Consider the following 26239-nt stretch of genomic DNA (forward strand, 5'->3'; position numbering starts at 1 on the left):
CCTAACTTTAATGCGTAGTGCTATATAGGGATCGGTGTAGGAATTGTGATAATTGTTGATCCCGACTCCCGTTCCCCTCCTGGGAGGGGTTAGGGGTGGGTTCCGACTCCCGTTCCCCTCCTGGGAGGGGTTAGGGGTGGGTTCCGACTCCCGACTCCCTGCTCCCTACTCCCGACTCCCTACTCCCTACTCCCTACTCCTTTGTCGTACAACAATCAACTAGAGGTTTGAATGCGATCGCACGCAAACCCACGGAACCTAGGAAATCCTGCCAATCCCGTTCTAACCTAGAATCCTCTGGTTTCTGGGACCGTAGTTCAGCTAAGGCTGTCATCGCATCATGCCAAATACCGTGACTGGCATAAATAGCAATACGGTCCCGTGGCGAAGTAGCAGCGTTTAGCTTACTACTGAGGCTAGAGTCTGGTGTGATGCGTTTGACTAATCCTTCCACCGCCGGATTCCCAGACGGGTTTTGGGGATTAACTAAAACAGAGAACTGCCATCGATATAGCTGGTCAGTTTCTAGGGGTTGGTTCAAGGGAACACGGACAATACCAGGAGTTCCAGATAAGGTCATCGATTTTACTAGTACAGCCTGTTGGTTCTGATTGAGCAGTACAAACTCTACCGTTAGTTCAGGAGTAGACTGTTCAGGAACATAAAACCAAAAGGTAGGAGACTCAGCTAAGGTTAGTGCTACGGAAGAGTTCGAGTCATTACTACAGTTTCCGGTTGCCTCGACAATCTCGCTACTACCAGGGACTATAGCAATCAGCTGATCCGAACACAGACCACGTGATCCTCCTGATGTCCGTTTCGGTGGTCTGCCCACATCATCAAAGCTTTCCTGTTCTGTAGCATTTGGTGTAGTGTAGTCTGGCGGGAGGAAATATAAACGTCCTCCAGCTGTTGTGATCTGATCAGTTCTGCCATCACCTTCAAAGTCTAGATCTGTTTCAGCTGATGGGGTATCGGGTAAGGATAAACTATCCCTGACAGAGTTGTTGTTTAGGGCAACAGACTGCGATGGCCTTTCGGCCACGCTATGGGAACGCGCTCGTAGAGGGTAAATGGTGAAATTAAGTAGTACCCAGGCAACTGCCAAGATCAAAGAAGGTTTGTGCAACGCTAGCTTGAGTTTATACATACTGAGAGGTTTGACAAACGTTAATTTTTTTAAAGGATTCCATAATCTTTATCAGCCTTTACTCAGGGATTTTCTGCAAACGTTTACATTTCTTATCAATTTCGCTTTCCCCACGGATTGGCCTACGGCCACCCTTAGCGAGGGGATATAGAGCATTTCCCAATCTATCTGCAAATGCTAGACTCAAGTGCTGACCTCAACCTGGGTGTCTTTTCGTTTACGCCTTCAGGTTGGTAGCTATGAGAACAATGACGTAGTTAACCGATACTTTTTAGCTACCAGAATCTACCAAAGGCAAATCAAGGCTCGCCAATGCAAGCTGATTACTCAGCCAGGGTGTATCTACCAAAGCTCTTAGGAATATCCCGCGAGCGCCATTAATATCACGATCCATTACTTGGTTATCAATCTTTGACCTGATGATTTTGCTGCCACCAATATTGACTAACTCGCCAGTCCAACTAACAGTCTTGCTAGTGTAGGCTTCGCAGACATCAACAACGATCTTCCCGTTTTCGGCTGCTTTATGCTTCAGAAACTCTTTAAACCGATAATGGGCGAATGTTAGCATATTGCGAACCGTTTTAGATCTAAGTTTTCGGTTCTGCTTCTTGGACATCTCAGAAGTCTCAAAGGTGGGGAGCAATATTACATCAAAGTTGTCAACCAAGAACCTGGCCGCCTTGTGGTGCAGATCCTGAACTAGGTTCTGAATTCTGATCACCATCCTCCTAGCGGCTTTTCTCATTCGACGTTTTCGCTTACCTTTAGCTTTACTAATTTTTGAGATTAGGTTGTCTAGGTGCTGACATAAGCGCTGAATCCGAGAAAAGTCACCATGGCCTATTTTGCCAACGGAAGTTTGACTGAAAAAGGTTAAAAATGTCCTAACACCGGGGTCTAAACTGACTACTCTACCTTGGTTCTCGGTTTTAACTTGAGTCGTCTTGTAAGGGACTACTAGGTAATAGTCCCCGTTGGTGCTAGTCAATCGACAATCACAGATATTATCGGGAAGTGTCTCAGCAAAGGTTAAACCACCTAGTTTGGTGTGATAAATCCCTTGAACTGAGACAGCCGACTTAGGGATATAGCAAGATTGAACAGGATTTTTGCGAGACCTAAATCTAACCCGATTAATCTGTTTAGTTTTCTGATATTTTTTCTTGGCCTCCCTGACAGCGGTACAAGCATCCTTGATCGCTATGGATTTAATTTGATAAGGCACTGTCTTACTCCACTCAGGGAGGTCATTTAGTATGCCAGTTTTGATAGCTTTCCAATTAGCTTTGGTCTCGCCATCTGTTCGCGTAGCGGCTCCTACGGAGCAAAGTATTTTGACGGTTTTATTGAAAACGTAACGGGACACTCCGAACCACTGGCGAACTATTAATCGTTGCTCAGGGCTTAGGAACACTCGAATCTTTTTTGATTTTTTGACCGTACTTTCGGAGTCCGTGAACGCGGCAATAGAAGACGTGAATGATGGAGAGAATATCTGCGGTAAGTTCTGATTCTGGACAACTTTCAGGTTGCTCGAGAACCAGGATTTTTCCACCGTTGATACTGACCAAGTATTCAAAGAGTTCAAACCCAAATCGGGTAAGTCGGTCTCTACAGGCAACAACAATTGTGAGCTGATCTCCGTGCATAAGCCGTTCCAGTATGGCTCTAAGACCTTTTCTTTTGTAGTTGAGACCTGATCCGATGTCCTTGACAATTTCCGCTTCCGGGAAGAGGGAATGCATATATGCGATTTGTCTAGCGAGGTCGTCTCTTTGTTTACTACTGCTGACTCGACAATAGCAGACGGTTGCTGGTTGTCTTGATTGCCGTCGTCCAAGACTAAGCAAGCTTTCTGTATCAAAGAGTCTGGTGCCTCCTGGGTTTTTTTCGCATTTAATGGTTCCATTGTCTGCGTACTTCCGAAGAGTGTTCCTAGAGAGTCCCGTAAGTTCGACCGCCTTAGGTCGTGGTATAAGTGCCATCCCTTAAATCTACCAATTAGTAGCAGATTTTGGGATATTAAGGGACACTTTTTTCAACTGTCACAAGCCTTGATGGCTGATTTATTTACCAAAAATATTATTACATATCAATCCCGACTAATTTCTCTACTTGTAGTCAAATTCACTCAATCTTTAAACCAATAACGTAAGCATTCAGCTATCAGCGTGTCGCGTATCAGCTATCAGTTATCAGCGTGTCGCGTATCAGCTTTTGAATAAAACAAGTAAGCATTGGTTTAATCTATGTTACGTCAGCACCTCAAGTAGCGTGGGCCAAAAGCCCACGGCTGACGGCTGACGGCTGACGGCTGAATGCTTACCCAATAACCTTTTTCTCAAAATTATCTAGACTTGTGAGAAATTTAGCCTTTACATTTGAGATGTAAACATAATCGCGATTAGTAAAGGGAATAGGCATGCTAGCAATAGGCAAGAGCTAATCAAGTTTATAGGGATTTTGGGAATCGAAAAAACTGTCATCCTTATTTACAATTCATTTGAAAATGCTAGATAGCAGGTAAGCATTCAGCTATCAGCTATCAGCTAAAGGCCTACGGCCACGCTACTTGATGTGCTTATGCGCTACGGCCACGCTACTTGATGTGCTTATGGGCGATTAGGACGCTACGGAACTTTTGAATCAAACAAGTAAGCAAAAGTTTAATCTAAGTTATGGAAAGCTGACGGCTGACCGCTGACGGCTGAATGCTTACGATAGCAGTTCTCTGAGGTACACAAGTTTGGGATTTTAGGGAGTCGGGAGTAGGGAAACAGAGGGAAGTGTGGGAGGTTTGGGGAGATGGGGAGATGGGGAGTGTGGGGAGTGTGGGGAGTGTGGGGAGTGTGGGGAGTGTGGGGCCCGGGCGCGGGAATTTTCGCCCGAATTTTTGTCTAATTTCAAAACTGAGATGCACTCATTAGGGGCAAGGGGCATTCATGGCTGATTTATTTACCAAAAACAGCCCCTTGCCAAAACGAATTAAGGGCAAGGGGCATTGGCAAACTGACAAATAAGATCTGGTTTCAGGTGCTGGTCAGATACTTAAGGCATCAAGGCAACTTTATAATCTTGAAAACCTTAATCAAAAATGTTGTAGCTCACAATCAAGGCACCATCGTTGTTGTAATATCCACCTGGAGAATCGTTCATCTTAAAGTTACAGGTTTCCGCCGGAGCTAAGGTGATCACAGTGTTATCACAGACTTCATAGACACCTGCTGAGCCGCAGTCTGCTATTAGGGAGAATGATGTTTTATCAGGATAGGTCATCCCACTTTGATAAGCGTACTCCGGATCCCCACAAGCTCCAAATTCACGCTGAGGATCGCCATAGCTCCATTGTCCAGACCCTTCAAAGCTAACTTTCACATCAGCAAAGCTTGTGGAGGTCTCTGTAACACCAGCTTCGTTAGTAGCCTGCACGAAAAAATAACCTTCAGGTGCTAAGGGGGAAGCAAATGTGGGATTTGCTCCGAAGCTAAAGCTCATGGTCAATACAAACAGACCAAACAATAAAGATGATACGAGAGTTTTAAGTTTCCTGTACATTAATTGAACCCTGAATTTAATTTGTTGGTAGTGGTACACAAGTAGTGATTTTAGCCCCCGAAACCTTGACCAGACCGTAGCAAAATCACTACATCTTTACCACGACCAATTTGTTTAACTGTTTCAACATAACCAGGCTTTTTTTGATTGTCAAGACTTCAAAAAATTTTTTTTACTTTATTAATAAATTCCCCTTGTACAAATGTACTAAAGCAGCCCAAAAGTCCTGTAAATATTGGATTTGCTGGTATATAACACTAGTATCCATATCCCACTGCACTTAGTTTTGTAGCATAAAACGTGATAAGTAGGAGGTATACTTATTTAAGTGTAATTACTGAGGTAATAATCCATGATAAGTGTAATTACTGAGGTAATAATCCATGAACAAGTGAAATGAGCACCTTGTTATTAAAAATATAAATCAGCTAAAAATAGTGTCTTAAAAAAAAATAAATAATAGTCAATAATCTAGAAAAATTAGGGTAAGCATTCAGCTCTCAGCGGTCAGCCGTCAGCTTATTTTAAGCATTCAGCTCTCAGCGGTCAGCCGTCAGCTTATTTTATTTAAAAGTACCTCAAGTAGCATGGCCACAAGCCTTTGGCTAATAGCACCTCAAGTAGCGTGGCCAAAGGCCAAGGCTAATAGCACCTCAAGTAGCGTGGCCAAAGGCCAAGGCTGATAGCACCTCAAGTAGCGTGGCCAAAGGCCAAGGCTGATAGCACCTCAAGTAGCGTGGCCAAAGGCCAAGGCTGATAGCTGAATGCTTACAAATTAGGAATAGCAGGAGGACTAATTGATAAGATAGGAATATAGCGGTTTTTAGCCTAATGAGGTACACAGAATTTTTCACCTCTTCCCTCTTCTGAGTTTACTGCTCCCTGCTCCCTGCTCCCTGTTCCCTAAAACCCAAAAACTTGTACCTTACCAGCTTAAAAACCGCTATAGTATAAATAATCAATCAAAAATTAGGAATTGATTCTCGATAAAAAATTACCGAAAAAATTGGGTTTAAAGCCCCGTCCTTATAGGACGGCTTTATTTTTAAGCTAAAACTTGACAGTTTTCACAGAGCGTGTTATGATTATATTATAAATAAAAAACTAAAAAGCTAGATAAATACTATCTAAAAATAAGTAGGCAACGTAAAAAATATGTATCAGATGCATATTGCGTAATTTGGTCTAGCGATGCAGCGCGGTCTTGGGGAGGCAGCGCGGTCTTGGGGAGGCAGCGCGGTCTTGGGGGTTTCCCCCATGAGCGACTGCCGTGGTCTCCCCCATGAGCGACTGCCGTGGTTTCCCCCACTCGCTATTGCATCAAGACAACGACTTAAACGTCTATGAAAAAAATTAGATTAAAAAAGTATCTATCTATCTATATAAAAAAAAAGCGATGCAGAGGTGCGACCCGTGGCGAATTTAATTCTTAATGCGGAAAACGCACCATTACGGTCTTGGGGGTTTCCCCCACTCGCTATTGCATCAAGACAAGGTACGGTGGGGCACACCGAAACCTGGGTCATAGACCCTCTACGCTTGGGGAGAGGAGACCTCTATTTTTCCAGGCTCCGGCCTGGTTGAACAAGTCATCTCGTTGAATCAAGAATCCCCGTCCTTCCAGGGCGGGGAGTGTCAAATCAGCACCATTGTCATTCATCCTAAGGTGGGCAGTGCCTGGGGTGTGGGGTGTGGGGTGTGGGGTGTGGGGTGTGGGGTGAGGTGTGGGGTAGGCTGTTCACTTTGTGCGATGGCCATAGCTTAAACTTCATGCACTTTTTGTCTGATAGTATGAGACAGTGTATCTCTTGCTAGATACCCATTCTGGGCGTTATCGCCGTACGCGTTCGCGTAGCGTGAGCAAAGCTCAATCCCGGTGTGAAGATCTCCAAAAAGACCCATAATAAACAGCCCTTGCAGTGCCTACCAACGCGCAAAGCCCAGCTTGGTGAATCTGTCTCAAGCACTCCCCCCCTATTCATCCTGTTTATACCATTAACCTCACTCCCCCCACTATCCACACCTCCCACCCTCCCCACACCTCCCACCCTGCCTACACTATTCCCTATAGGACTTACGCAAATCCCTCAATTTAACGCTACCTGTAGGGTGGGCAAGGTTTTGTCCACCCTACCCATGGAATCTGTGCGTAAGTCCTGCCCTATTCCCTGGGCGCAGCGCTATAACTTGAGCTAGATGAATAACAATAAACTACGATTGAGCCACTGGTTGCCACTAAGGCCAACGCTGATGGTATAAAGGGTATCCATCCCCCTTGGAGTAAGAGACCATAACAGACTCCAGATAAGAGGCTGATACCAACAAAAACAGCAACTCCCAAGTAGGATGGGGAATGTAAACGCCAAACTAATAGGCCTCCCACCAAAGACCAACTACCAATCCAAAGCACTTCCAACCACTGTGGCAACCACCAGAGCAAGGGCCGTTGCTTCAAAACAGCACTAATAATCTGACTACTCATCTGAGCTTGAAGCATAACCCCAGGTATTTTGTCAGACCATGGCCCTTTAGTATAGGGAGTCTGGTGTACATCCTTTAAATCTTTACCAACCCCAATCAAGACAATCTTATTTTTGACTAAATCCGGCAGTTCGGAGTCGAGTTGACCCTTGAGTAAGTCTTGGAGATTAACTTGTTTGGGATTCTTGGCACGATAATTAAGGAGTATCTGATATCCCATTGCATGATCTGGCTTTAACTGATACCCACCAGCATTGTGTGCGAATTTCCGAAACACCACATCACCGATTTCTACATCCCCTGCTGAATTTCTCTTCATCGGCGGGATTCCCTCTTGGGCTAGGTAATTCAGAGCCACTTGTAAACTTAGAGAGTAAGGAGTATTACAATTATCCGGATAGCTCATCCCTAGAAGTTGGCGACGGATAATATGATCTGGGTCACGAGGGAAATCACTAAAGCCGATCTGTTGTGATGTCATACCAGGTGGTGAAGCGATACCAGGGTGATCAATACTTTTCATTTTGCACACTGCAATGAAACGGGGATTTTGCTTCAATTGAGTCGCTAAGTTAGGTTCAAACTCAAAGTCATGATAAATATCTAAGCCAATCACTCGCGGTTGATAACGGTTGAGTTTTCGCAACAGTTGTGCCAGGGCCGTATCCGATAATGACCCTTTCCTCGACCAACCCATCTTTTCCTGATACTGAATATCTGGTTCATCCACCGCAATTACTAAAACCCGCTCATCCCGCTTTTCAGGTGGTCGCAGACTGATCAGATGGTCGAAAGCATGTAATTCTGATCCTTGTAACAGCCCAAGCGATCGCATTGTGATCACTGCGATAGTGACAATCAAACTTACCAGTAAAACCCTTGGGAGTTTAGGATTCTGGGGGATTGGAGGAGTAGGGTCGGGATTTGGGATCAAGTCTAGCCAAGTTGGCGGTTCCAGAGCAGGATTCTGGAATATCACTGGTAACCAACTGGCACAGGGATAGTTATCTTCTACCTCCTCCTGCAATCTTTTCCGGGTTTCCGACACTGAATCCGATATGGATTTTTTCTTTGTGGCAAATGCGTTGAGAAAATACCTCAAAAACTTCTGAGCTACCTCATCTGGCACCCGTTCCCGCATTACCAGGGTTGTCGAGATTGGTAAACTAACCAATTCTGCTGCTAATCCTAACCCATCACAGGAATTAAAAATAGCCAACTTTAAACCATTCTTAATCGCATTGGTTAGACCATACTTTAACTCCTCAATGGTGATGCTTTCATCCTGATTGATGTAAAACCGTCCTTGGCAATTCTTTCTCTGGGTAAAACTATGACCAGCAAAAAACAATATATCCCACATTTTATCCCATAATTCCTGGCTTAATTGTTTTTTTTGGGGACTGATTAAGGGGACAATTTCTGCATTCGGTAATTCCTGCTGGAGTAATGCTAAATCCTTCTGGATATTAATCCCGGTGTCATCGCCAAGAATTGCCAATATTCTGACTCTATTTCTAGATTGGTCGATTGGTTTTGAGGATACTGGAAATTCTGAAGTACTGAAATTAACCTCAATATCACAATCGGACAAAACATCCCATAGATGCCAAGGCAGTTGCCAAAGTTTGATATTATTAGTTTGAATAATAAACCGAATCTTGCCATGGCTCGATAAAGCTTTTAACACTTGATCCCGGAAGCGTTGAAACTTTCTATCGCTTGAATTTAGCCAATTATTGATCGCCTCTTGTAAATCCTGAGCTGAGTTGATAACTGAATAGTTGGTTATTTGTTCTGGGGGAGCTATCAGTTTCCGATGAATTTTGATTCTCCCTTGAGCACGATAGCTTAAGAGCCAACTGTCACACAATTGGTTAATCTGAGGTGCTGGTGGTAACCAACCATCAATTTCTCTAGCCATTAAATTATTTTCATTGGGATCAATCCCAATTTTTAGGATGACTCTAAACCCTTGTTCAAAGTCACCATCAACTATTTTTAATGTCACTAAGTTCGTCATTTTTCATCCGCTAGCCTTGAATTTATTAATATAATTTATCAATTTGGTTGGAGATAAAGTCCTGGGTTAATGGGAGTCGGGAGTCGGAACCCACCCCTAACCCCTCCCAGGAGGGGAACGGGAGTCGGAACCCACCCCTAACCCCTCCCAGGAGGGGAACGGGAGTCGGAACCCACCCCTAACCCCTCCCAGGAGGGGAACGGGAGTCGGGAGTCGGAACCCACCCCTAACCCCTCCCAGGAGGGGAACGGGAGTCGGAACCCACCCCTAACCCCTCCCAGGAGGGGAACGGGAGTCGGGAGTCGGGGTAAGAAAATTGACTCTACCTGATAAGTATGAGAAACGCTATATAAAAACATTCAACCGAACATAGGTGACAAATCACTCACCCTACCCTACGGGAACGCCAAAGGCGAACAACATTTTTGAATTAAGAATGTAGAATTTATAATTTAGAATTGGGAATTCTACATTTTTGAATTAAGAATGTAGAATTTATAATTTAGAATTGGGAATTCTGCATTCTGCATTCTGCATTCTACATTCTACATTCTACATTCTGCATTCTGCATTCTGCATTCTGCATTCTGACAGACAACCTACCCTACACCGAACGGCAAAGGCAAACAACCTCACAACCTTACAACCTCACAACCTCACAACCTCACAACCTCACAACCTTGGCCAAAAGGCCACGCTACGGGAACAACCCAAGATAAGTTACAAGACAAACTCTTTGGAAAAGCTGGCATCTCCCAGTACCAGTTTTACCATAAACCTATCCCCCCTTTCGCCATTAAACTCTAATTGGATCCAATTATCAGCACTTCTCGACTGAGCCGACAAGAAAATTTCTCCCTGCTGATCAAGTACGAGCAATTGGAGATTAGTTTTTAGATATTTACCATTAGTAGGATACACCCGTAAGTGAACATTAATTCCTCCATCTGCTTCAGGTATGAGAGTAACCATAAATGCTACTTGGCTCCCATTCAGTTGCATTTCTAAATCAATTATCTTCACTCGCCTAATCCCAGCTTGGGGATGATTTGGGTCAAGTTTTCCTAAACTGACAGCGGCTTGGCGACGTAAGTCATGATCTTCAGTAGTATTGATCATGTCAGCCAGTAATGCGATCGCGTCTAAGCTACCATGAGCAATTTCACCCAATAATTCTATAGCGGGTAAGTTAGTTTGTTTACTGCTATTGGTCTTTAATAGTTTAATAATTGCGGTCACAGCTTCAGGGATATTTTCGGAAAAGGGGGAAGATGCTGAAGAATTACCATTCAAACTATCCTTCAAACCAGTCTGTTGAGACCGGTAAGCTAATCTTAGAGTAGGTTCACCATTACCTGCTCGAATTTCCTCAACAGTTTGCCAAGCAGCCTCCAGGAAATTATCCAGCCATGAGAGTAAGTTTATAGATGGCTTACGAGAGTAAACTAGGGAACGTTGTTGATATAATTCCTTGCGCCATTTAGAATTTGATACCAGTGCCTGCCACTTAGCAAAAGGAATATCTAGCCTCGGAGAGTAAGGAGTTTCCTGGCTCAATTGCTTGATTAAGGTTGTTGCTTCATCAGAGGATAATCTTGCCATGGGCTTTACTGTCAGTTTGGGACTGGGAGTAAGTTCCTCCGTTACCCACATCACATTCAAATCTTCAATTAAATCTACTGCATCCACAGCGTAGGTTTCATCGATGATGTCATAGTTACCATGATCACGTAACTGTTGATAAGTTGTGTATCCCGACACCTGTAACCAGCATTCTTCTAAATTCAGTTGCATCGCCACATAATAATGACTAGCCCACTCAGGAATATCAACCCACTCTCGCGGTACTCGCAACGCTGTAAACTTGATTTCTTCACTAGGAATTAATACCAATCGCGTCTGGTTTAGCTCAACAGCTGTACCATTCACTACCTCCCAGAAACTTGGTAAATCCCCCAAATCTGGCCATACTAATGGTTTGTTTAGTGGTGTATCTAGTGGTTTGTTTAGTGCTTTGTCTAGTGCTGTTTCTAGTAAATTTGCTCCTGTTAAATTTGGTTTTGTTAAATTTGGTTCTGTGTCCAGATAGCTTAAAAACGTATTTAGACAGAGACAATTCAGATACGCTCGCCAACGAGCAGCTTGGTTAGAATAACCTTGAGCTTGGGTTTGTTGCCATGCTTGTTCTCGTTCTTCTGGGGAGAATTCTATCAACACTTGGTCTGGGTGTAGGCAAGCTAAATCCTCTAAACGTAATTTCATTGACTCATCTCCTTTTTGGTTAATCGTTAATTGGTATTTGGGATATTTGGTGTTTTGAAGTTTCACGTTTCAAGTTTTACTTTGCCTACATTGCTTTTGCCTGTTTCCTGATTGGGATTGCTCTAGTAGTGCCTGATTTTGCTGGATCCACCGCTCAATAAATTTAGCGATCGCTGGCTTAGCTGATCTGAATTTAATCAGTTCTATAGCAAAATCTTTCTCAATCAATACCTCAAATTTTGGTTGAATTAATTCAATTAAATTTTTCTGGTTTATAATTAGTTGTTTTTTTGCTATCTGGCTAAGCTTTGTCGTGATTAGTTTATCAACAATTTCATCATAAATTTTATAAATAATTTGAGCAAATAATTCTTTACTATCAGCACTTAGGTAAGCTTTTAGATAGTTATTAATATAGTTAGTTTGAGTTGTTTTATTAAGGCGCTGCTTGATGTCTTTGGAGGTGAGAGTTGTGCTCATAGCATCCTGAAAATAAAAGATGACAACTGCCTTCAAAATCCGTTTAAGATAACGTTGAAACTGGCGAGCCACTTGATATTGCTTTTTAAACCCGAAAAGCTCGATAAAATCTTGTTGATTGATGCCTAGACCAAGCCAAAGTCTTAGGGATTTTTGAGCTAGCTGATCTAAAGTGGCAAATTCCTTCAATATAATAGTCCTGACTTGAGTCAATTCATCCCTTTCTTCTTCTTGGATTACCATCTCCAAAGGATTAGATGCTATATCAGTAATTTCCCCATACTCATCTAAGGATACTGAATTTCTGTGTTGAGACATCCGCACCGCTTGGATGCAAATGGCTAGCATTTCTTCAATGTGCTGAGGGCTGAGTGCTGTTCGCGTAGCGTGCGCGTAGCCCATTAGCTGAGGGCTGAAGGCTGAGTAAATTAGGACTTGTCTTGACCAATCTGAATCACTTTTTTTGACTTTATTCCTGTGAAACTCATCACTTTGGAACTCAGAGCTCACGATTTTATTTAACCGATTTAACTGCTGGTTGTAACGAGTACCAATTTGGTTAAGCTGTTGCTGGTTTAGGAATTTAATTGGGTAATAATAGCGAGTCTTTCCATTGCTGCTGGGGGGATACATCTCGTTAAAGTAGTCTTTAAAGGATTGCCAAGCCAGACGATAATAGTTTAAATATTGATTAGTGATGCCATAGTCGTTAAGTGCTTGCTCAAGCTCGGTTTTATCCAAATATCGCAACAAGCCATAATCAGAAAACTTGATAGATTTTAACCTGAGTTCCTTGGCAACTTGATTTCTAATAATTCGCTTGAGGGCATTGAAAGCATAGGCATTGATAGAAGACTTAGGATAAAACTTAAATCCTCTGAGGAGTTTAGCGGGCTTGCTGGCTGCTTCACTAGCAATGATGAAACATTCTTCCACAGGATAATGTAACGCAAGATTAGGGGATTTACTCAACTGATGGGCGATCGATTGAGCTGCAGACCAGCAAACAAACTGTAGGTAATTGAATAAGAGCTGATCACATAACGTTAACAATAGGAGATAAGCTCTAATCAGCACTATGGGAGGATTAGTAATGGATAAAATCCGGTAAATACCAGATGCTTCTCTTAACTGATATAAGAAGCAAGCAGCCCACTCGGCTTCGCTCCTGTCTGGCTCAGACTGGACTAAATGTGCCATGAAACCCTCTAATCTAGAATTAGACTGAAAAACAGGCTCGATCCCCCTATCACCTTGGCGGTCTTTTAAATAAATAGATGTCGAAAACGGTTTGATACCTGAGTTGTTAGTAGGCATTGATTCTTTCCCCTAGCTTTTGACATCTCCCCCGGTTGAAACACGGGGGATTCTAAAAGGTTGTTACGAGGCGGGTTGAAACCGCACCTCTTCACATCTTTTCCGGTATGATTTTTTCAGAGAGTTTAAAATATCATACCGGTGTGGGAGTGTCAAGGCTCCCCTACCCAGCTTGGTTAAGTCAAGACTTAGCTGTCTGGCTACTTTCCTGGCAATGTTGGCTGCCCCATTGCAGTCGGCATTGATCAGGTCCCCAAAAGAAGCTTTGTACAAACCTCGCCTCACCCGACATCCTGACGGTTTCCATCCGTTGGGTTTTTCACCATATTTTGGTAATGGATCATCGTCAAGGTAAGACGCTTTACTGGTGTATGCTTCCTCAGTAATTGTTAATTTGATTCCATATTCAGGACAAAGTTGTTTCAGACGTTCGATTAGTCTTTTGGTGGGAATGACAACAAAGTTCTGGTTACCTCGTTTCCCCATATTGGAACGACTTTTTTGTCCTTCGTTCCACCCAATAATTAGATTTCCAATCCGTTCGCGTAGCGTCGGCTTTGCCGAATCATTCAGGCACCGATTGATAATGAAACGGGCAGCTTTGTTGATCACGTCTCGCATTTGGTTGTTGCGTTTCCGTTGGACGCGTTCGCGTAGCGTCGCCTTCGGCGAATCAAGATTGGAATCCCAGTAAAAATCAGGTTTACCTTCTTTGTACTTTGCAACTAAGCGGCAGTACCCCTGATTCATTGACTTGAGCTTGCGACCATCAATAATCAAGCTTTTCCCGTGGGTTGAAACGCCGGTCAGCCAGTTGTCACCACCGTGGTCAAAACTCCAAGCCTGGGAATAGTCAAGGTTTTGGTTGTCAGATATTGGTTCTTTCCCGTCATCAATTACCCAATCAATCCATAATTGCCCAAGGTACGGACGAATAGTCACCTCTTTTACCCAATCTGGGTCAATAAAATCCGGCGGCTCTAAGGCTATCTCTGTGAGCAATTCAGGCTTGGTCTCTTTGCTGATAGACGGGTAAAATAAGCCGTTTTTATAAGTTAAAGCTTGTCTGGGAAAAGTGACAGCAGCTAAACCACCTTTTTTTCGGTACCTAAGTAGTTTTGGTCTATCAACATTCCCCTTGTAATAAAGGCTTACCAGTTGATTGTAACTAGTAATCGATTCTGCAACAGTCTTGAGGGTTTGTTGAGCTGACTGAGCAGCCATAGCCTTGTAGTGAGGGTGATTTTTTAATTCTTTGCAAAGTTCTGCATATCTAATACTGCACTTATAGGTTTTCCAGCCGTACCGAAGAAGATCTCCTTGCCAGTAAGTTGAGAAGGCTTCCGGTTGTCGCTCCAACCAAGTATAATGCTTTTGTTTAGAATAATAGATAGCACAATTCCACAAGCTATTGGCCTGCATACATTGGAACACCCAAAAAGCTTGCTCCTCATCCGTAAAATTAGCTCTTAGCGGAACTGTCTTGTACATGTCTTTTCCTCCTATTATAATTATCGTAAATTTACGTCTATAACGCAACAATAAAATTAAAACAGATAGAGTAATAATTAGGGTAACTAACTTTGAAAAGCAGCATCCTGATAGTCCGATTGCCCTAACCAAAATAGAGGGACACGGCGGGTTAAAACCCGTCGCGTCTGTTTCATCCCCCCTTTAAAAAAGGGAGGCTCTCACGTTCCCGGATATTTTGGTAGTAGCACTTTAGCCTAACTCCTAACTTGAATCTATTCATAGGTCAAACAACTAAGTAGAAGGAAGCCTCATTAGTTACTTAGTACTCAAGCTTAGGGGTTATGCAGCTTCTCTATAAAATAACTGTAAGCATTCAGCAGTCAGCCGTCAGCCGTGAGCTAAAGGCTCACGCTGCGCGAACAGCTTTGTGGCACAGGCTTCAAGCCTATGACATAACTCAGCATTATTCGAATGTTGACCTGTTGTCTCGATGCAGTCGCTCATGGGGGAAACCACGGCAGTTACTCATGGGGGAAACCACGGCAGTCGCTCATGGGGGAGACCCCCAAGACCGCGCTGCCTCCCCAAGACCGCGCTGCCTCCCCAAGACCGCGCTGCATCGCTTATTCAAAAGCACCGATCTAGTAGCGTGCGCGTAGCCCATTAGCTGATAGCTGATAGCTGATAGCTGAATGCTTACAAATAACTACAGAACATTTGATAATCGAAAATTATGCTCAAGGGTAACTTAACCCATTATCCCTACCCATCAAGACGAGGGGTAGTCATGGGTAATCGATTTGCCGTAGCCACCAGCCAATCCCTAGCCACCCTAGCTGGTATGGAAATGTTTTGGGCTGGAGGCAATGCTGTAGATGCTGCTATAGCCACAGCGATCGCATTGACAGTGGTTGAGCCTACCTGCAATGGTATCGGTTCTGATGCCTTTGCTTTAGTATGGGATGGGTCACTCCATGGTATCAATGGCTCTGGCAAAAGCCCTCAACACCTGACCCTTGAGCATTTTGCTGGCATGAGTCAAATTCCTGCTATCGGCTGGTTATCGGTAACAGTGCCAGGAGCGGTATCAGCATGGCGTAGTTTATGGCAACGGTGGGGAAAGCTACCTTTTGAGCAACTGTTTGCCCCAGCGATTCGATACGCCGAAGCCGGATTTCCGGTCTCCCCAGTCACAGCAAGAGCTTGGAAACAAGCGGAAGCTCTGTACCTCCCCTTGATTGAACCAGAGTTTGAACCATTTAAACAGGTATTTTTCCCTAACCAGCGCGCACCAGTAGCTGGGGAGGTATGGGGGAGTAACGATCATGCTAAGACCTTGAAAGCGATCGCAAACAGTGGTGGTGAGAGCTTTTATCAAGGGGAAATTGCTGATGCGATCGCAAACTTTGCGGCTAATACTGGTGGCGTGCTGACCAAAGTTGACCTAGCTACTCACCAAGCTGAGTGGGTAGACCCGATTTCAAGTAACTATCGTGACCTGACCGTATGGGAAATTCCCCCCAACACCCAAGGGATGGCGGCGTTAATGGCATTGAATATAATCGAAGGTTTTGACTTGAGCCACTATCCCCGTGAATCAGCGCAAAGCTACCATCTACAAATCGAAGCCATGAAGCTAGCGTTTGCTGATGTTCACCGCCATATCACTGACCCTCGGTTTATGGAAGTCCCAATCGAAAAGCTATTAGACCATGGGTATGCAACAGAACGCCGGAAGTTAATTGGGGAAGAAGCGATCGCGTTAGCAAAACCCGGTTTACCCAAAGGTGGGACAGTTTATCTAGCAGCAGCAGATGGGGAACTAATGGTATCCTTTATCCAATCCAACTTTGAAGGCTTTGGGAGCGGGATTGTTATTCCTGGCACTGGGATTGCCTTGCAAAATCGAGCCAATGGGTTTACCCTAGAATCCGGTCATCCTAATCAAGTTGCACCAGGTAAGCGGTCATATCATACCATTATTCCCGGTTTTCTGACTCAAAATGGTCAACCTCTAGGGCCATTTGGAGTTATGGGAGGCCCCATGCAGCCTCAGGGACATGTACAGGTAGTGGTTAATCTGGCAGATTACCGGATGAATCCTCAAGCTGCTCTAGATGCTCCCAGATGGCGATTTGTGGATGGGTCACAAGTCCTGTTGGAACAGAGTGTACCCCGTCATATTGCTCTGGAGCTAGCTGAGATGGGTCATGACATTCAGGTTATGGCAGATAGCATAAATTTTGGTAAAGGTCAAGTAATCTGGCGTCAGTCAGGGGTTTTGGTAGCCGCATCTGAACCCCGTGGTGATGGATTAGCGTTAGCAGGGTGAAGGAGTGATGAAAATCCAACAGATGTTTAGTAAAAGATTAATCCCGCTGTTGGCTATATCTAGCACTACGGTTATCTTAACTATGGCTACAGGGATAGTCTATCCGGTAACCATAGGACGCTCTTATTCTCAACAACCATTGCTAGCCCAGTCTTGGCAAGAGGCTCAGCTGACTCAAGTAATTTCAGGTCATCGGTCAGATGTTAATTCTCTCACCATTAGTCCAGATAGCCAAACTCTAATTAGTAGCAGTAAAGACAAAACCATCAAGTTTTGGAATCTCAGGGATGCTAGGCTACAGAGGACGATCAAAGGGTTTACCAGAACCCCCAGTGCTCTAGTAATCAGTGCTGATGGTAAACGTCTCGCTGCCGCAACAGAAAGACAAATTAATATCTGGAATCTAGAAACTGGAGCACCACCTCGTACCTTGAAAGGACATACGGGTATAGTCAGATCAATAGCAATTAGTCCCGATGGCAAAATCCTAGTGAGTGGCTCTCCTGACAAGACCGTTATGGTGTGGGATGTCCTCACTGGCAAAAGTTTAGGCACCATTACCGATCATTCCGACTGGGTTACTGCTGTTGCCATTAGTCCCGATGGAAAACATTTGGTTAGTGCCAGTGGCGGGTCAGATCGTTCTATCAAGATTTGGGATTTGTCCACCCTAGAATTGCGGCAAACTATATCAAAACAACCTGGTCAGATTTCTGATATTGCCATTAGTGAAGATAGCAATATCCTAGTTGCTAGTGTTGATAAAACCGTCAAGTTGTGGGATATTAACAGTGGCGAAGAATTAGCTATTCTCGAAAGTCACTCCGCACCAATTCTATCCATTGCGATTAGTGCCGATGGCAAAACTATCGCTAGTGCTGGCAGTGATAAAACTATCAAGCTGTGGGATGTAGACAGTAGACAATTGCTGCGCACTCTCTCTGGACATGATGGCTGGGTTTGGTCAGTTGCTATTAGCCCAGATGGGAACACTATCGTTAGTGGTGGGGAGGATGGTACGATTAGAATTTGGTCGTTAGTCCTGAATCCGATTAGTCTTGAACAGGGAATCGGGAATTTAGAATTTAGAATTTAGAATTTAGAATTTAGAATTTGAAGAGTAAGCAGCAAGCTTGTCGGGTGGGCAAAAACAGTTTGGTTCCAATGAGTATTAATGATTATATGGCTTTGCCCACCCTACGTTAATTGGTATTTTTTTTCACTTGAGTCGAACAGACCAAGGTTTGATCACCTACGGAATCAGTCGATTGCGACAGTGCAATAGTTCTTATTTCTCCAAGTTCCATTCTCTAACAAGATACTGTGTTCGCGTAGCGGCTCGTACTGAGCATCGCATTTTTCCCATATCAGTCATCAGTATCAAGCCTTGAACAACCACTAACTCAATCTATTGCAGAGCGTGCAATAGTTTTTCTGTACTCCAGTTCCATTCATACCTAGCACTTTCTTCCCACCTCCCCACACTTACCCTATTTACAGCACTTATAGTATTTTACATTGCTGAAATGCAATAGTTTTTTAAAAAAACTTGCATTTTAAATAAAATTATGCTATATTAAACAGTATAGTAAACGCAATGGTTAAGCCGCCATGATGATTTCCACTGCACAAGCCGCCAATTTACTAGGTGTTTCCGCCACTCGCGTCCGTTACCTTCTGGGCAAAGGCAGAGTCAAAGGAGCCTATAAAGTGGGTAGAACTTGGGTGATTCCTCTGTTTGATGGCATGCCAGTGGTCACTCCCGGCACTCGCGGACCAAAGCGGAACTGGTCAAAGCGTACAAATTACACTCCTGCGGTGATTCACGTTAACCAGAAAGTGATTCGCCAAAATCTCAAGACCGGAGAGCGCAACCCTGTGATTACCGTAAAACGAGGGTCTAAAAACACTTATGGTCATACCGTGGAAGTCAATGGACCATGTAGAGTAATGTATCGTCCTGATAATCCCCTACATTGTGGAGCAAGGGTATGGATTGAGACTATCTCTGATTTTAAAGTGATCTGAAACGTCATATCTATCAGTTATCCGAACTTTCGGAGATGATATAAATTAAAAATTATCGATATCCTGGTTATCAATCAGCAAGCAATTTATCCATGCCCGTATCTAGCAGTGTGTGGACTAGTATTTGATTATTTGTTACTAGCAATAAACCGAATTTATAGTGAGTCAGTAATAGTTTAGATATTAACTGACCAATTCCTTGATAGTCTGATCAAGGATATAGCTTTTTGCGATTCCCCTAGCGCACTGGTTTTTAATCCCCGCTCCCCTCACAAAGGTTTAAAATTGGCTCAATTTTCGATATGCTAGAGCCATGGGGAAAAATTTGTGAATAATCGACCACCTTCTCAGGAAAAGACACCTTTATTAGACGCTCTGCGGGCATCAGCCCAGAAGCCCCATGCAGCCTTTTATGCACCAGGGCACAAACAAGGCAAGGGAATACCAGAGCCATTAGCGGATTTGCTAGGAAAATCAGTATTTAGGGCTGATTTGCCAGAATTACCCGAGTTAGATAATTTGTTTGCTCCAGAAGGGGTAATCCAAGAAGCCCAAGACCTAGCAGCAGCCGCCTTTGGTGCAAGCAAAACTTGGTTCCTAGTCAACGGTTCTACTTGTGGGGTGATGGCTGCTATAGTAGCCACCTGCTATACCGGGGAGAAAATCCTATTACCGCGTAATATCCACCAATCCGCGATCGCAGGATTAGTCTTGTGTGGTGCTATCCCCATCTTTATTAACCCCGAATACGACCCATCAACTGACTTGGTTTATAGCATAACCCCAACTGCAGTAAACCAAGCCCTGACTGAACATCCGGACACCAAAGCGGTGATGATGGTCTATCCAACCTATCAAGGAATCTGTGGTGACATAAAAGCGATCGCAAAAATAGTTCACCAACATAATATTCCCCTACTGGTGGATGAAGCCCATGGACCTCACTTTGCCTTCCATCCCGATTTACCCCTGGATGCCCTATCAGCTGGAGCCGATTTAACCGTACAATCAACTCATAAAGTACTCGGTGCCATGACACAGGCATCGATGTTGCACATTCAGGGCAATCGAATTGATGCTCAGCGCTTGAGTAAAGCATTACAGCTAGTTCAATCCACCAGTCCCAGTTATTTACTACTCGCTTCCCTAGATGCCGCACGACAACAAATGGCACTCCATGGAGAACGACTGATGAGTCGTACCTTGCAGCTAGCCCAGGATGCCAGAAGTAAAATCAGCCAAATTCCTGGATTATCAGTTTTAGAACTGATAAAACCCCTAAGATTCCAAGCCCTAGACCCAACTCGCTTAACCGTAAGAGTGACCCAATTAGGATTAAGCGGATTTGAAGCCGATGAAATTCTTCATCAACAGCTCGGTGTCACAGCGGAGTTACCCACACTTCACCACTTAACCTTTATCATTAGCCTAGGCAATACCCAAACCGATATTCAGCAACTTGTACAAGCTTTCACCAAAGTTGCCCAAAATCATGACAATTCCTCCACTAAGCAACCTGCCTTCTGTAACCTGCACCCTGCAACCTGTAACCTGCAACCCTTACTCTCCCCCCGTGAAGCCTTCTTTGCTGCCACCGAAACCCTACCGGTAACCGAAACCATCAACCGGATCAGTGCCGAATTAATCTGTCCCTATCCACCAGGAATACCAGCCCTAATGCCAGGAGAACAAATCAAATCAACTACTATTGAATACCTCCAAAAAATTCTAACCTTAGGTGGTCAAATTACCGGTTGTAGCGACCCCAGCCTCCAAACCATAAACGTGATTATTGACTAATTAGGTGAGGTACCTCGTCCTGGCTTAATGGGAATAGGGAGTAGGGAGTAGGGAGTAGGGAGTAGGGAGTAGGGAGTCGGGAGTCGGGAGTAGCGCTGCAAAGAGGTATTGGGGATTTCCCTTAATAGGAATAAAATTGAATGTACCTCATAAGTATGATCAAGGCTATAATCTTTGTAAATATTTATGGTTATTCTGGACAAAGGGATGCTAATTTGTAATAAAATTGAGCTCCTATTTATGATAAAAAATAAATTCTAAAACTATCAAAACTAGACACAGTAATCCTTTGATGCGATTAAACTTAAAAAAATAGCCTAACAGGTAACGAATCGCTGTATTTATAATACTATTTATGTGTTATATACCTGAAGTGGTTAGTTTAATAAATCAAAATAACTAAAGGAAAAAAAATACCCCGAAACCTAAATACCACAAATGTCATCCCCAATTTGGCCGTACATTACTCCTGGAATCCCAGATCACCTCTTTGAACGCCTACCCGGTATTCCCTTAAGTAAGCGAGAAGTCAGGCTGCTGATCATTTCTGCTCTACGACTAGGAAGCCAAGACCGGTTGTGGGACATCGGTGCTGGAACCGGTACCATTCCTGTAGAAATTGGACTACTGTGTCCCAAAAGTGAGATTATTGCCGTTGAACGGGATGAAGAAGTAGCCAACCTGATTCGACACAATTGCGATCGCTTTAATGTCACCAACGTAGAAGTCATCGAAGGTAACGCCCCAGAATGTCTCAAAGATCTACCATTGAAACCCCACCGAGTTTGCCTTGAAGGAGGACGACCAATCAAAACTCTACTCAAAGAAGTCTGGCCCTACCTACAATCTCCAGGGAGGATAGTAGCAACCACTAACAATCTAGAAGGACTCTATGCCATCTCAGAAGGCTTAGCAGAGTTACAGGCTCGCAATATCGAAGTCGTTCAGTCAGCCGTCAATCGCCTAGAGACACGGGGTAATTATCAAACATTTGCAGCAGTTAACCCCATTTTTATTCTTAGTGGAGAGAAGTTAGAGTAAGGAATAGACCCATTCAACAAAATTAACAATAATAATATAAATAACCTGTTCTTGTGTGAGAACAGGAGTGTCAAAAAAAAACGTCATATGCCCTGGTTACGGATTTTTAGTGGAATAGTTGCGATCGCCCTGGCGATGGGGATGATCTTACTTGGGGGATGGTATTTTACCATCGGCTTCTGTGTCATTGTCTATTTAGGCCAGTTAGAACTTTTTCAACTAGTAAAAGCAAAAGGGATGGTGCCAGCAACCAAAAGCACCATGTTTGTGTCTCAGCTACTACTAATTACAGCTACCATTTCACCAACCCTGACCGATGCCGTGTTTCCCATTGCTGGAACATTTATTTGCTTTTACTTACTCTTCCAACCCAAGATAGCAACCATTGCGGATATTGGGGCTTCCATATTGGGTTTACTCTATGGTGGTTATCTGCCCGGCTATTGGGTCCGTCTGCGAGTGGGTTTGACTGAAACGTCCTCCCTAGCTAGAGATGCTACAGTGGCCGCTACGAACCTACCCAGCAGTGGATACTGGTCTAATTTTTCGATTAATCTGAGTCACCTACCTGCTGGGTTAAGTACAACTCTCCTAGCATTTAGCTGTATTTGGGCAGCAGATATCGGAGCTTACACCTTCGGCAAATTTTTTGGTCGCACTCGCCTTTCTATGATCAGTCCTAAAAAAACTGTGGAAGGCGCTATATTTGGCCTTGTCAGTAGTATTGCTGTAGGAATAGTAGGAGCTTGGTATCTGAATTGGCCGTGCTGGCAGTTGAGTGGTATGATGCTCGGAGTAATCATTGGTGTAGCTAGCCTCTTAGGAGACTTAACTGAGTCCTTAATGAAACGGGATGCTGGTGTCAAGGATTCCGGGCAATTAATTCCTGGTCATGGTGGCATTTTAGACCGAACAGACAGCTATGTGTTCACTGCCCCTTTGGTGTATTATTTTGTCACTCTGTTACTACCACTGTTACCGAGTACCCTGTAGTCTGGTGTCAAGGTCAGAATTGGTTCGGTGTATTGATGGCAATACGCAATACATTGATGGCAATACCAAGTTGCGCTACCTTGACTTCGATTGTCAGTTGAGTAGACTAAAAATTTATAGCGGTTTCCAGCTCAGTAGAATACACGTTAGGCTCTGGGAAATTCCCACTGCAATCACCAGCTGTATTCGATCGGAATAAAAACCTGAAAACCGCTATAAAAGTGCATTCTGGATTGGGTAGACGGTAGAAACCACACATGAGCAGATGGGAGGAAATGGTGCTACATATCAATGCAACTTGGGATAACTATCATGTCCCGATTATAATTAATGTAGGCAAAGACAGAACCAGAAAACGGTTTTTCGGTTCAAACCCAGCTTGGTGCTAATGACTAATCAGTAATTAAGCTAATCACTAATTACGAATTAAGCTAATCACTAATTACGATACTAATTAATTAAGATGATTAGTGAGATGATTAGTGAGATGATTAGTGAGATGATTAGTTACTAGTGTGATTGTTTAGTTCGATTAGAGCCGAATGAGCTACTTCTAGGCTTAGGCGGACTTGTTGGATAGAAGACAAAGAGTGCCACTGTTCAGATTTAACTGAACCACTGACATTCATGGAGTCTGAGCTACTGCGCATGGCGTAAGCCCACGGACGAGCTAACACCAATAGATCGTCTTCTGTCCAGTTTTGTAACAATGGCTTGACACAAAGCACAAGTTGCTCTGCTAAGGACAAGTTCTTGTGGACAACCTCCTGAGCTTTCGAAGCGATCGCTTCGAGCCATTCTGAAGGCATGCAAGAAGCACATCCGCTAGCTAAAGCTGCCTTCAACGAGTCAATGGTAGATTCGATGTTGGATTCGATGGTTGATTCGATGCTGGATTCGAGCGGTAATTCCCAACACTGATTTAGTCGCTGAAAAAAGGCAAGAGATTCCTGAGCAATTTCCTGGTGATCTTGGATTTCGTCCAGGGAAAAACCTGCTTCTAGCTCAGCAAAATAAGCTTCTGCTTCTGGATGAGTTGGATCCCAAGGATAAAACTCCTCTTCTGGCTGTAATAGTAATTCTAGTAGTTCTTCTTGGATTTGAACCGAAGTATCCTCAAAATATGATTGTTGATGTTCTTGATGTTGAATAGCTTGGCTGTTCATAATGCCCCTCCTGTTTGGGTTAGTAGATGAAACCTGACATAAAATAGCTACATCAATTTTTGAGGAAGTTCCGCAACAGCTGAAAAAATAATCTGGACTTCTCAGTTTTGTTTAATTCCCATGGCAACACCACTTTCCAACTCAACTTATGTGTGATATATGTGAGCTATTCAGAGAAGCTCTTAGGTATACAGCCACTAGTTGCCATTTGACTCTAAGCAGTGTTTAGCGTGAAACTTCCATTGGTAACAGCATAGTTAACAGCATAAGCTGCACTTTATCCTCGGCACGAGGATAGTCCGACTCAAGATTCTGGGTAGTCAATAATAAACTCGAAGATCTGACCACGAGGACCACCAAACTTAAGCTGAATACCAGACCTTAGCTTAACTTCCTGATGATGAACAGTTTTCCAACCATTATCGATTAATATTCTCGTCCCATTACGAGAAAAATCCTTCAAGAAGTAAGTTGGATCCGAGCCTTGGTCAGTGAAAGCATCACGGCAGATAATTTCAGCATGTTGCTTACTAACACAAACTTCGGGAATCACCAAATCGTTGTGAGATTGTAGGCGTCCCACTCGCATCACTCCACCTCGAATCGGCCAGACCTGATCGGTTTTTCCAATCGAACGCAAAGATGCCGTTGGGGGCGGACTTTCAACCCAGCTTGAGGTGATGGTGGGCAGTTCTGTAATTCCTTCTCCCACCGGTTGGATTAATTCCCCTTCAAACTGAGGATGCATATAAAGGATAGGCAAGGTCCAGGCTGGTTGGTTGAACTTGTAAAGGGTCAACAGGTGCTGTCTGGCTACAGCTACAGCATGGTCTATGGGCATCCGCTCCGCCAAGGCTTGGGCGAATGCTTTAATAAAACTTAGAGCTTCTTGGTCAGCAATGGAGTCCCGCATCCCTAAAACAGCTGGAACACCGTGGTGAATGAGCACCTCAGCTAAACTACTACGGGGAATGGTTTGGGAATTCACTTGGTCAGGTTTGGCACTCCAACAGGCATTGAATACAGCTAAGGTAACCTGGGTGCGAACCAGAACCTGAGCCAATTCCGTACCACTAATTTTCGCATCCGAGCGTAAAAATAGCAAACCTCCGTCTGGTGCGCTTTCACCATGACCGGCATAGAAGAGGATGTTATAGGCACCGGTTTCCAGTGCTTTAATCAGTTCGGCTGGTGTCGGTTGTATGAGTTTTGAGACGTTGCAGGTAACTGGTGGAACGGATTGGTTCCTAGAAGTTTGAGCGGCTCTACCAGCTTGAAGGGCATTTACCAAGGTAGCCGCTTCTTTTTCCAGCTTCAAATTGGTAGTCGAACCATTAAATTTTTGAACCTTCTCTCCTAGAACTAACAAAATATTGAGAGCCTGGTGGGAGCCCGGGGGTTCGAGGGCGTCTACATCACTAGTGGTGCGGCTAAACAGGATTTGCTGAGAGAGGGAAATTGCCTGTTTACCCGCCATGGGTTGCATAATTTCCCAGGGGAGGGGAATGAAATCTGGAGCCCGAAGTTCCAAGCGCAAGCGAAGGGGTTTATTTTGTCCCAAGGCAATGCCTTGACTTCTTTCGAGGGCATTGCGAATTGAGCCTTGAAACAGCCACTGCCAGAGGTCAATGCCCAAACCTTGCATCAAACGACCACTATAGCTAATCTCCGGACCTGTAGCACCGTTTTGATTCTCTGAGGGCAAAGTGGTGGGATACTGGTTGTGATGAGCACTAATCGGCACATGGTTTGAAAATGGGGAAAACATTTCCTGCCAAGCCAGCCAGGACTGAGTCATGTATTCAGACCAAGTAGAATCATGATGAACCATACCCCCTGGGTAAGGAGCTTTCAGCACCCAGATAGCCAGGTTTTCTCTGCCAGCGGCAGATAGACGAGCGATCGCTAAACTGAGGCAAGGATTTTCGATACCAGACATTAAAGGTTCATCATTATAGGGAATATACCGATGTTTTGATCAGTCTATCGATTCTTGGGTGGTATTGGTGCTATCAATAATGAGGAATTGGTCATTAGTAGGACATCATTAGTTTCCAGTTCTGAGTTGAGGAGTTGAGTGGTTAGTCAGAATCAATGGTGATCTAAAAATTAAAAGCGATCAGCTAATAACTAAT

The 26239-nt window shown here is 43.9% G+C and carries 23 protein-coding genes; 9 read left to right on the forward strand and 14 right to left on the reverse strand.

Going from position 1 to position 26239, the window contains the following annotated elements; genetic code table 11:
- The first annotated feature begins 52 nt into the window (after window positions 1-52).
- Window positions 53-223 carry a hypothetical protein gene (locus F6J90_RS12730; RefSeq protein WP_293093640.1) on the forward strand — a complete coding sequence of 57 codons (171 nt, stop codon included), beginning with the start codon at window positions 53-55 and terminating at the stop codon, window positions 221-223.
- On the opposite strand, the gene F6J90_RS12735 is transcribed toward F6J90_RS12730, so the two are convergent.
- The 11 genes from F6J90_RS12735 to F6J90_RS12785 form a co-directional block, all read right to left on the reverse strand.
- A complete protein-coding gene (locus F6J90_RS12735) occupies window positions 194-1150 on the reverse strand; it encodes a DUF928 domain-containing protein (RefSeq protein ID WP_293093642.1) in 957 nt (318 codons plus the stop codon). The two genes, F6J90_RS12730 and F6J90_RS12735, sit on opposite strands and share 30 nt — an antisense overlap.
- Before the next feature lie 271 nt (window positions 1151-1421).
- A complete protein-coding gene (locus F6J90_RS12740; RefSeq protein ID WP_366513748.1) occupies window positions 1422-2567 on the reverse strand; it encodes a transposase in 1146 nt (381 codons plus the stop codon).
- Complete coding sequence (locus F6J90_RS12745) at window positions 2551-3138, reverse strand: IS607 family transposase (protein WP_293093646.1); 588 nt, start codon at window positions 3136-3138, stop codon at window positions 2551-2553. Before F6J90_RS12745 ends, F6J90_RS12740 begins: the two co-directional genes overlap by 17 nt.
- A gap of 686 nt (window positions 3139-3824) precedes the next feature.
- The gene (locus F6J90_RS12750; RefSeq protein ID WP_293093649.1) at window positions 3825-4073 is read right to left on the reverse strand and encodes a hypothetical protein; all 249 of its coding nucleotides are present in this window, start codon (window positions 4071-4073) and stop codon (window positions 3825-3827) included.
- 164 nt (window positions 4074-4237) lie between these two features.
- On the reverse strand, window positions 4238-4708 hold the full coding sequence (locus tag F6J90_RS12755) for a hypothetical protein (RefSeq protein WP_293093651.1): 471 nt from the start codon (window positions 4706-4708) through the stop codon (window positions 4238-4240).
- 653 nt (window positions 4709-5361) lie between these two features.
- The gene (locus F6J90_RS12760; protein WP_293093654.1) at window positions 5362-5562 is read right to left on the reverse strand and encodes a hypothetical protein; all 201 of its coding nucleotides are present in this window, start codon (window positions 5560-5562) and stop codon (window positions 5362-5364) included.
- A 1307-nt stretch (window positions 5563-6869) separates the two neighbouring features.
- Complete coding sequence (locus F6J90_RS12765; RefSeq protein ID WP_293093656.1) at window positions 6870-9212, reverse strand: CHASE2 domain-containing protein; 2343 nt, start codon at window positions 9210-9212, stop codon at window positions 6870-6872.
- A gap of 137 nt (window positions 9213-9349) precedes the next feature.
- On the reverse strand, window positions 9350-9571 hold the full coding sequence (locus F6J90_RS12770) for a hypothetical protein (protein ID WP_293093659.1): 222 nt from the start codon (window positions 9569-9571) through the stop codon (window positions 9350-9352).
- 361 nt (window positions 9572-9932) lie between these two features.
- Complete coding sequence (locus F6J90_RS12775) at window positions 9933-11540, reverse strand: DUF1822 family protein (RefSeq protein WP_293093662.1); 1608 nt, start codon at window positions 11538-11540, stop codon at window positions 9933-9935.
- A 3-nt stretch (window positions 11541-11543) separates the two neighbouring features.
- Window positions 11544-13271, reverse strand: a complete 1728-nt coding sequence (locus F6J90_RS12780) for a hypothetical protein (RefSeq protein ID WP_293093664.1) — start codon at window positions 13269-13271, stop codon at window positions 11544-11546.
- 63 nt (window positions 13272-13334) lie between these two features.
- Window positions 13335-14762, reverse strand: coding sequence for a transposase (locus tag F6J90_RS12785; RefSeq protein ID WP_293093666.1), 1428 nt, complete (start codon window positions 14760-14762; stop codon window positions 13335-13337).
- Window positions 14763-15085: 323 nt separating this feature from the next.
- Between F6J90_RS12785 and F6J90_RS12790 the strand changes: the two genes are divergently transcribed.
- From F6J90_RS12790 to F6J90_RS12810, 5 genes are all read left to right on the forward strand, one after another.
- Window positions 15086-15403 carry a hypothetical protein gene (locus tag F6J90_RS12790; RefSeq protein ID WP_293093668.1) on the forward strand — a complete coding sequence of 106 codons (318 nt, stop codon included), beginning with the start codon at window positions 15086-15088 and terminating at the stop codon, window positions 15401-15403.
- 74 nt (window positions 15404-15477) lie between these two features.
- Window positions 15478-17076 (forward strand): gamma-glutamyltransferase family protein, encoded by a 1599-nt coding sequence (locus F6J90_RS12795; protein WP_293093671.1) that lies wholly within the window; start codon window positions 15478-15480, stop codon window positions 17074-17076.
- Between the two features lie 7 nt (window positions 17077-17083).
- Window positions 17084-18172 (forward strand): WD40 repeat domain-containing protein, encoded by a 1089-nt coding sequence (locus tag F6J90_RS12800; protein ID WP_293093673.1) that lies wholly within the window; start codon window positions 17084-17086, stop codon window positions 18170-18172.
- A gap of 515 nt (window positions 18173-18687) precedes the next feature.
- A complete protein-coding gene (locus F6J90_RS12805) occupies window positions 18688-19104 on the forward strand; it encodes a helix-turn-helix domain-containing protein (protein ID WP_293093675.1) in 417 nt (138 codons plus the stop codon).
- Window positions 19105-19431: 327 nt separating this feature from the next.
- Window positions 19432-20904 carry an aminotransferase class I/II-fold pyridoxal phosphate-dependent enzyme gene (locus F6J90_RS12810; RefSeq protein WP_293093677.1) on the forward strand — a complete coding sequence of 491 codons (1473 nt, stop codon included), beginning with the start codon at window positions 19432-19434 and terminating at the stop codon, window positions 20902-20904.
- On the opposite strand, the gene F6J90_RS12815 is transcribed toward F6J90_RS12810, so the two are convergent.
- Window positions 20901-21107: a hypothetical protein gene (locus F6J90_RS12815; protein WP_293093680.1), complete on the reverse strand. Its 207-nt coding sequence runs from the start codon at window positions 21105-21107 to the stop codon at window positions 20901-20903. The genes F6J90_RS12810 and F6J90_RS12815 overlap by 4 nt on opposite strands.
- 235 nt (window positions 21108-21342) lie before the next feature.
- Between F6J90_RS12815 and cbiT the strand changes: the two genes are divergently transcribed.
- The 3 genes from cbiT to F6J90_RS12830 all read left to right on the forward strand — a co-directional run bounded on the left by cbiT (window position 21343) and on the right by F6J90_RS12830 (window position 23327).
- Window positions 21343-21945, forward strand: coding sequence for a precorrin-6Y C5,15-methyltransferase subunit CbiT (cbiT, locus tag F6J90_RS12820; RefSeq protein WP_075897007.1), 603 nt, complete (start codon window positions 21343-21345; stop codon window positions 21943-21945).
- An 87-nt stretch (window positions 21946-22032) separates the two neighbouring features.
- Entirely contained in the window at window positions 22033-22938 is a 906-nt protein-coding gene (locus F6J90_RS12825) for a phosphatidate cytidylyltransferase (protein ID WP_293093683.1), read from the forward strand.
- A 257-nt stretch (window positions 22939-23195) separates the two neighbouring features.
- Window positions 23196-23327 (forward strand): hypothetical protein, encoded by a 132-nt coding sequence (locus F6J90_RS12830; RefSeq protein WP_293093685.1) that lies wholly within the window; start codon window positions 23196-23198, stop codon window positions 23325-23327.
- 114 nt (window positions 23328-23441) lie between these two features.
- Here F6J90_RS12830 and F6J90_RS12835 read toward each other — a convergent pair whose 3' ends face one another.
- Both F6J90_RS12835 and F6J90_RS12840 read right to left on the reverse strand, forming a co-directional pair.
- Window positions 23442-24104, reverse strand: a complete 663-nt coding sequence (locus tag F6J90_RS12835) for a hypothetical protein (RefSeq protein WP_293093688.1) — start codon at window positions 24102-24104, stop codon at window positions 23442-23444.
- 304 nt (window positions 24105-24408) lie between these two features.
- Window positions 24409-26043: a CHAT domain-containing protein gene (locus tag F6J90_RS12840; RefSeq protein WP_293093690.1), complete on the reverse strand. Its 1635-nt coding sequence runs from the start codon at window positions 26041-26043 to the stop codon at window positions 24409-24411.
- Between the last annotated feature and the right edge of the window lie 196 nt (window positions 26044-26239).

This window comes from Moorena sp. SIOASIH, from assembly GCF_010671925.1.
In the GTDB taxonomy this organism is placed as follows: domain Bacteria; phylum Cyanobacteriota; class Cyanobacteriia; order Cyanobacteriales; family Coleofasciculaceae; genus Moorena.

Coding starts and splice junctions, on each gene's coding strand:
- F6J90_RS12830 (WP_293093685.1), top strand. CDS start 23,196: ATGAGCAGATGGGAGGAAATGGTGCTACATATCAATGCAACTTGGGAT.
- F6J90_RS12785 (WP_293093666.1), bottom strand. CDS start 14,762: ATGTACAAGACAGTTCCGCTAAGAGCTAATTTTACGGATGAGGAGCAA.
- F6J90_RS12790 (WP_293093668.1), top strand. CDS start 15,086: ATGCAGCTTCTCTATAAAATAACTGTAAGCATTCAGCAGTCAGCCGTC.
- F6J90_RS12800 (WP_293093673.1), top strand. CDS start 17,084: ATGAAAATCCAACAGATGTTTAGTAAAAGATTAATCCCGCTGTTGGCT.
- F6J90_RS12840 (WP_293093690.1), bottom strand. CDS start 26,043: ATGTCTGGTATCGAAAATCCTTGCCTCAGTTTAGCGATCGCTCGTCTA.
- F6J90_RS12755 (WP_293093651.1), bottom strand. CDS start 4,708: ATGTACAGGAAACTTAAAACTCTCGTATCATCTTTATTGTTTGGTCTG.
- F6J90_RS12770 (WP_293093659.1), bottom strand. CDS start 9,571: ATGTTTTTATATAGCGTTTCTCATACTTATCAGGTAGAGTCAATTTTC.
- F6J90_RS12805 (WP_293093675.1), top strand. CDS start 18,688: ATGATGATTTCCACTGCACAAGCCGCCAATTTACTAGGTGTTTCCGCC.
- F6J90_RS12835 (WP_293093688.1), bottom strand. CDS start 24,104: ATGAACAGCCAAGCTATTCAACATCAAGAACATCAACAATCATATTTT.
- F6J90_RS12735 (WP_293093642.1), bottom strand. CDS start 1,150: ATGTATAAACTCAAGCTAGCGTTGCACAAACCTTCTTTGATCTTGGCA.
- F6J90_RS12745 (WP_293093646.1), bottom strand. CDS start 3,138: ATGGCACTTATACCACGACCTAAGGCGGTCGAACTTACGGGACTCTCT.
- F6J90_RS12795 (WP_293093671.1), top strand. CDS start 15,478: ATGCTCAAGGGTAACTTAACCCATTATCCCTACCCATCAAGACGAGGG.
- F6J90_RS12780 (WP_293093664.1), bottom strand. CDS start 13,271: ATGCCTACTAACAACTCAGGTATCAAACCGTTTTCGACATCTATTTAT.
- cbiT (WP_075897007.1), top strand. CDS start 21,343: ATGTCATCCCCAATTTGGCCGTACATTACTCCTGGAATCCCAGATCAC.
- F6J90_RS12825 (WP_293093683.1), top strand. CDS start 22,033: ATGCCCTGGTTACGGATTTTTAGTGGAATAGTTGCGATCGCCCTGGCG.
- F6J90_RS12765 (WP_293093656.1), bottom strand. CDS start 9,212: ATGACGAACTTAGTGACATTAAAAATAGTTGATGGTGACTTTGAACAA.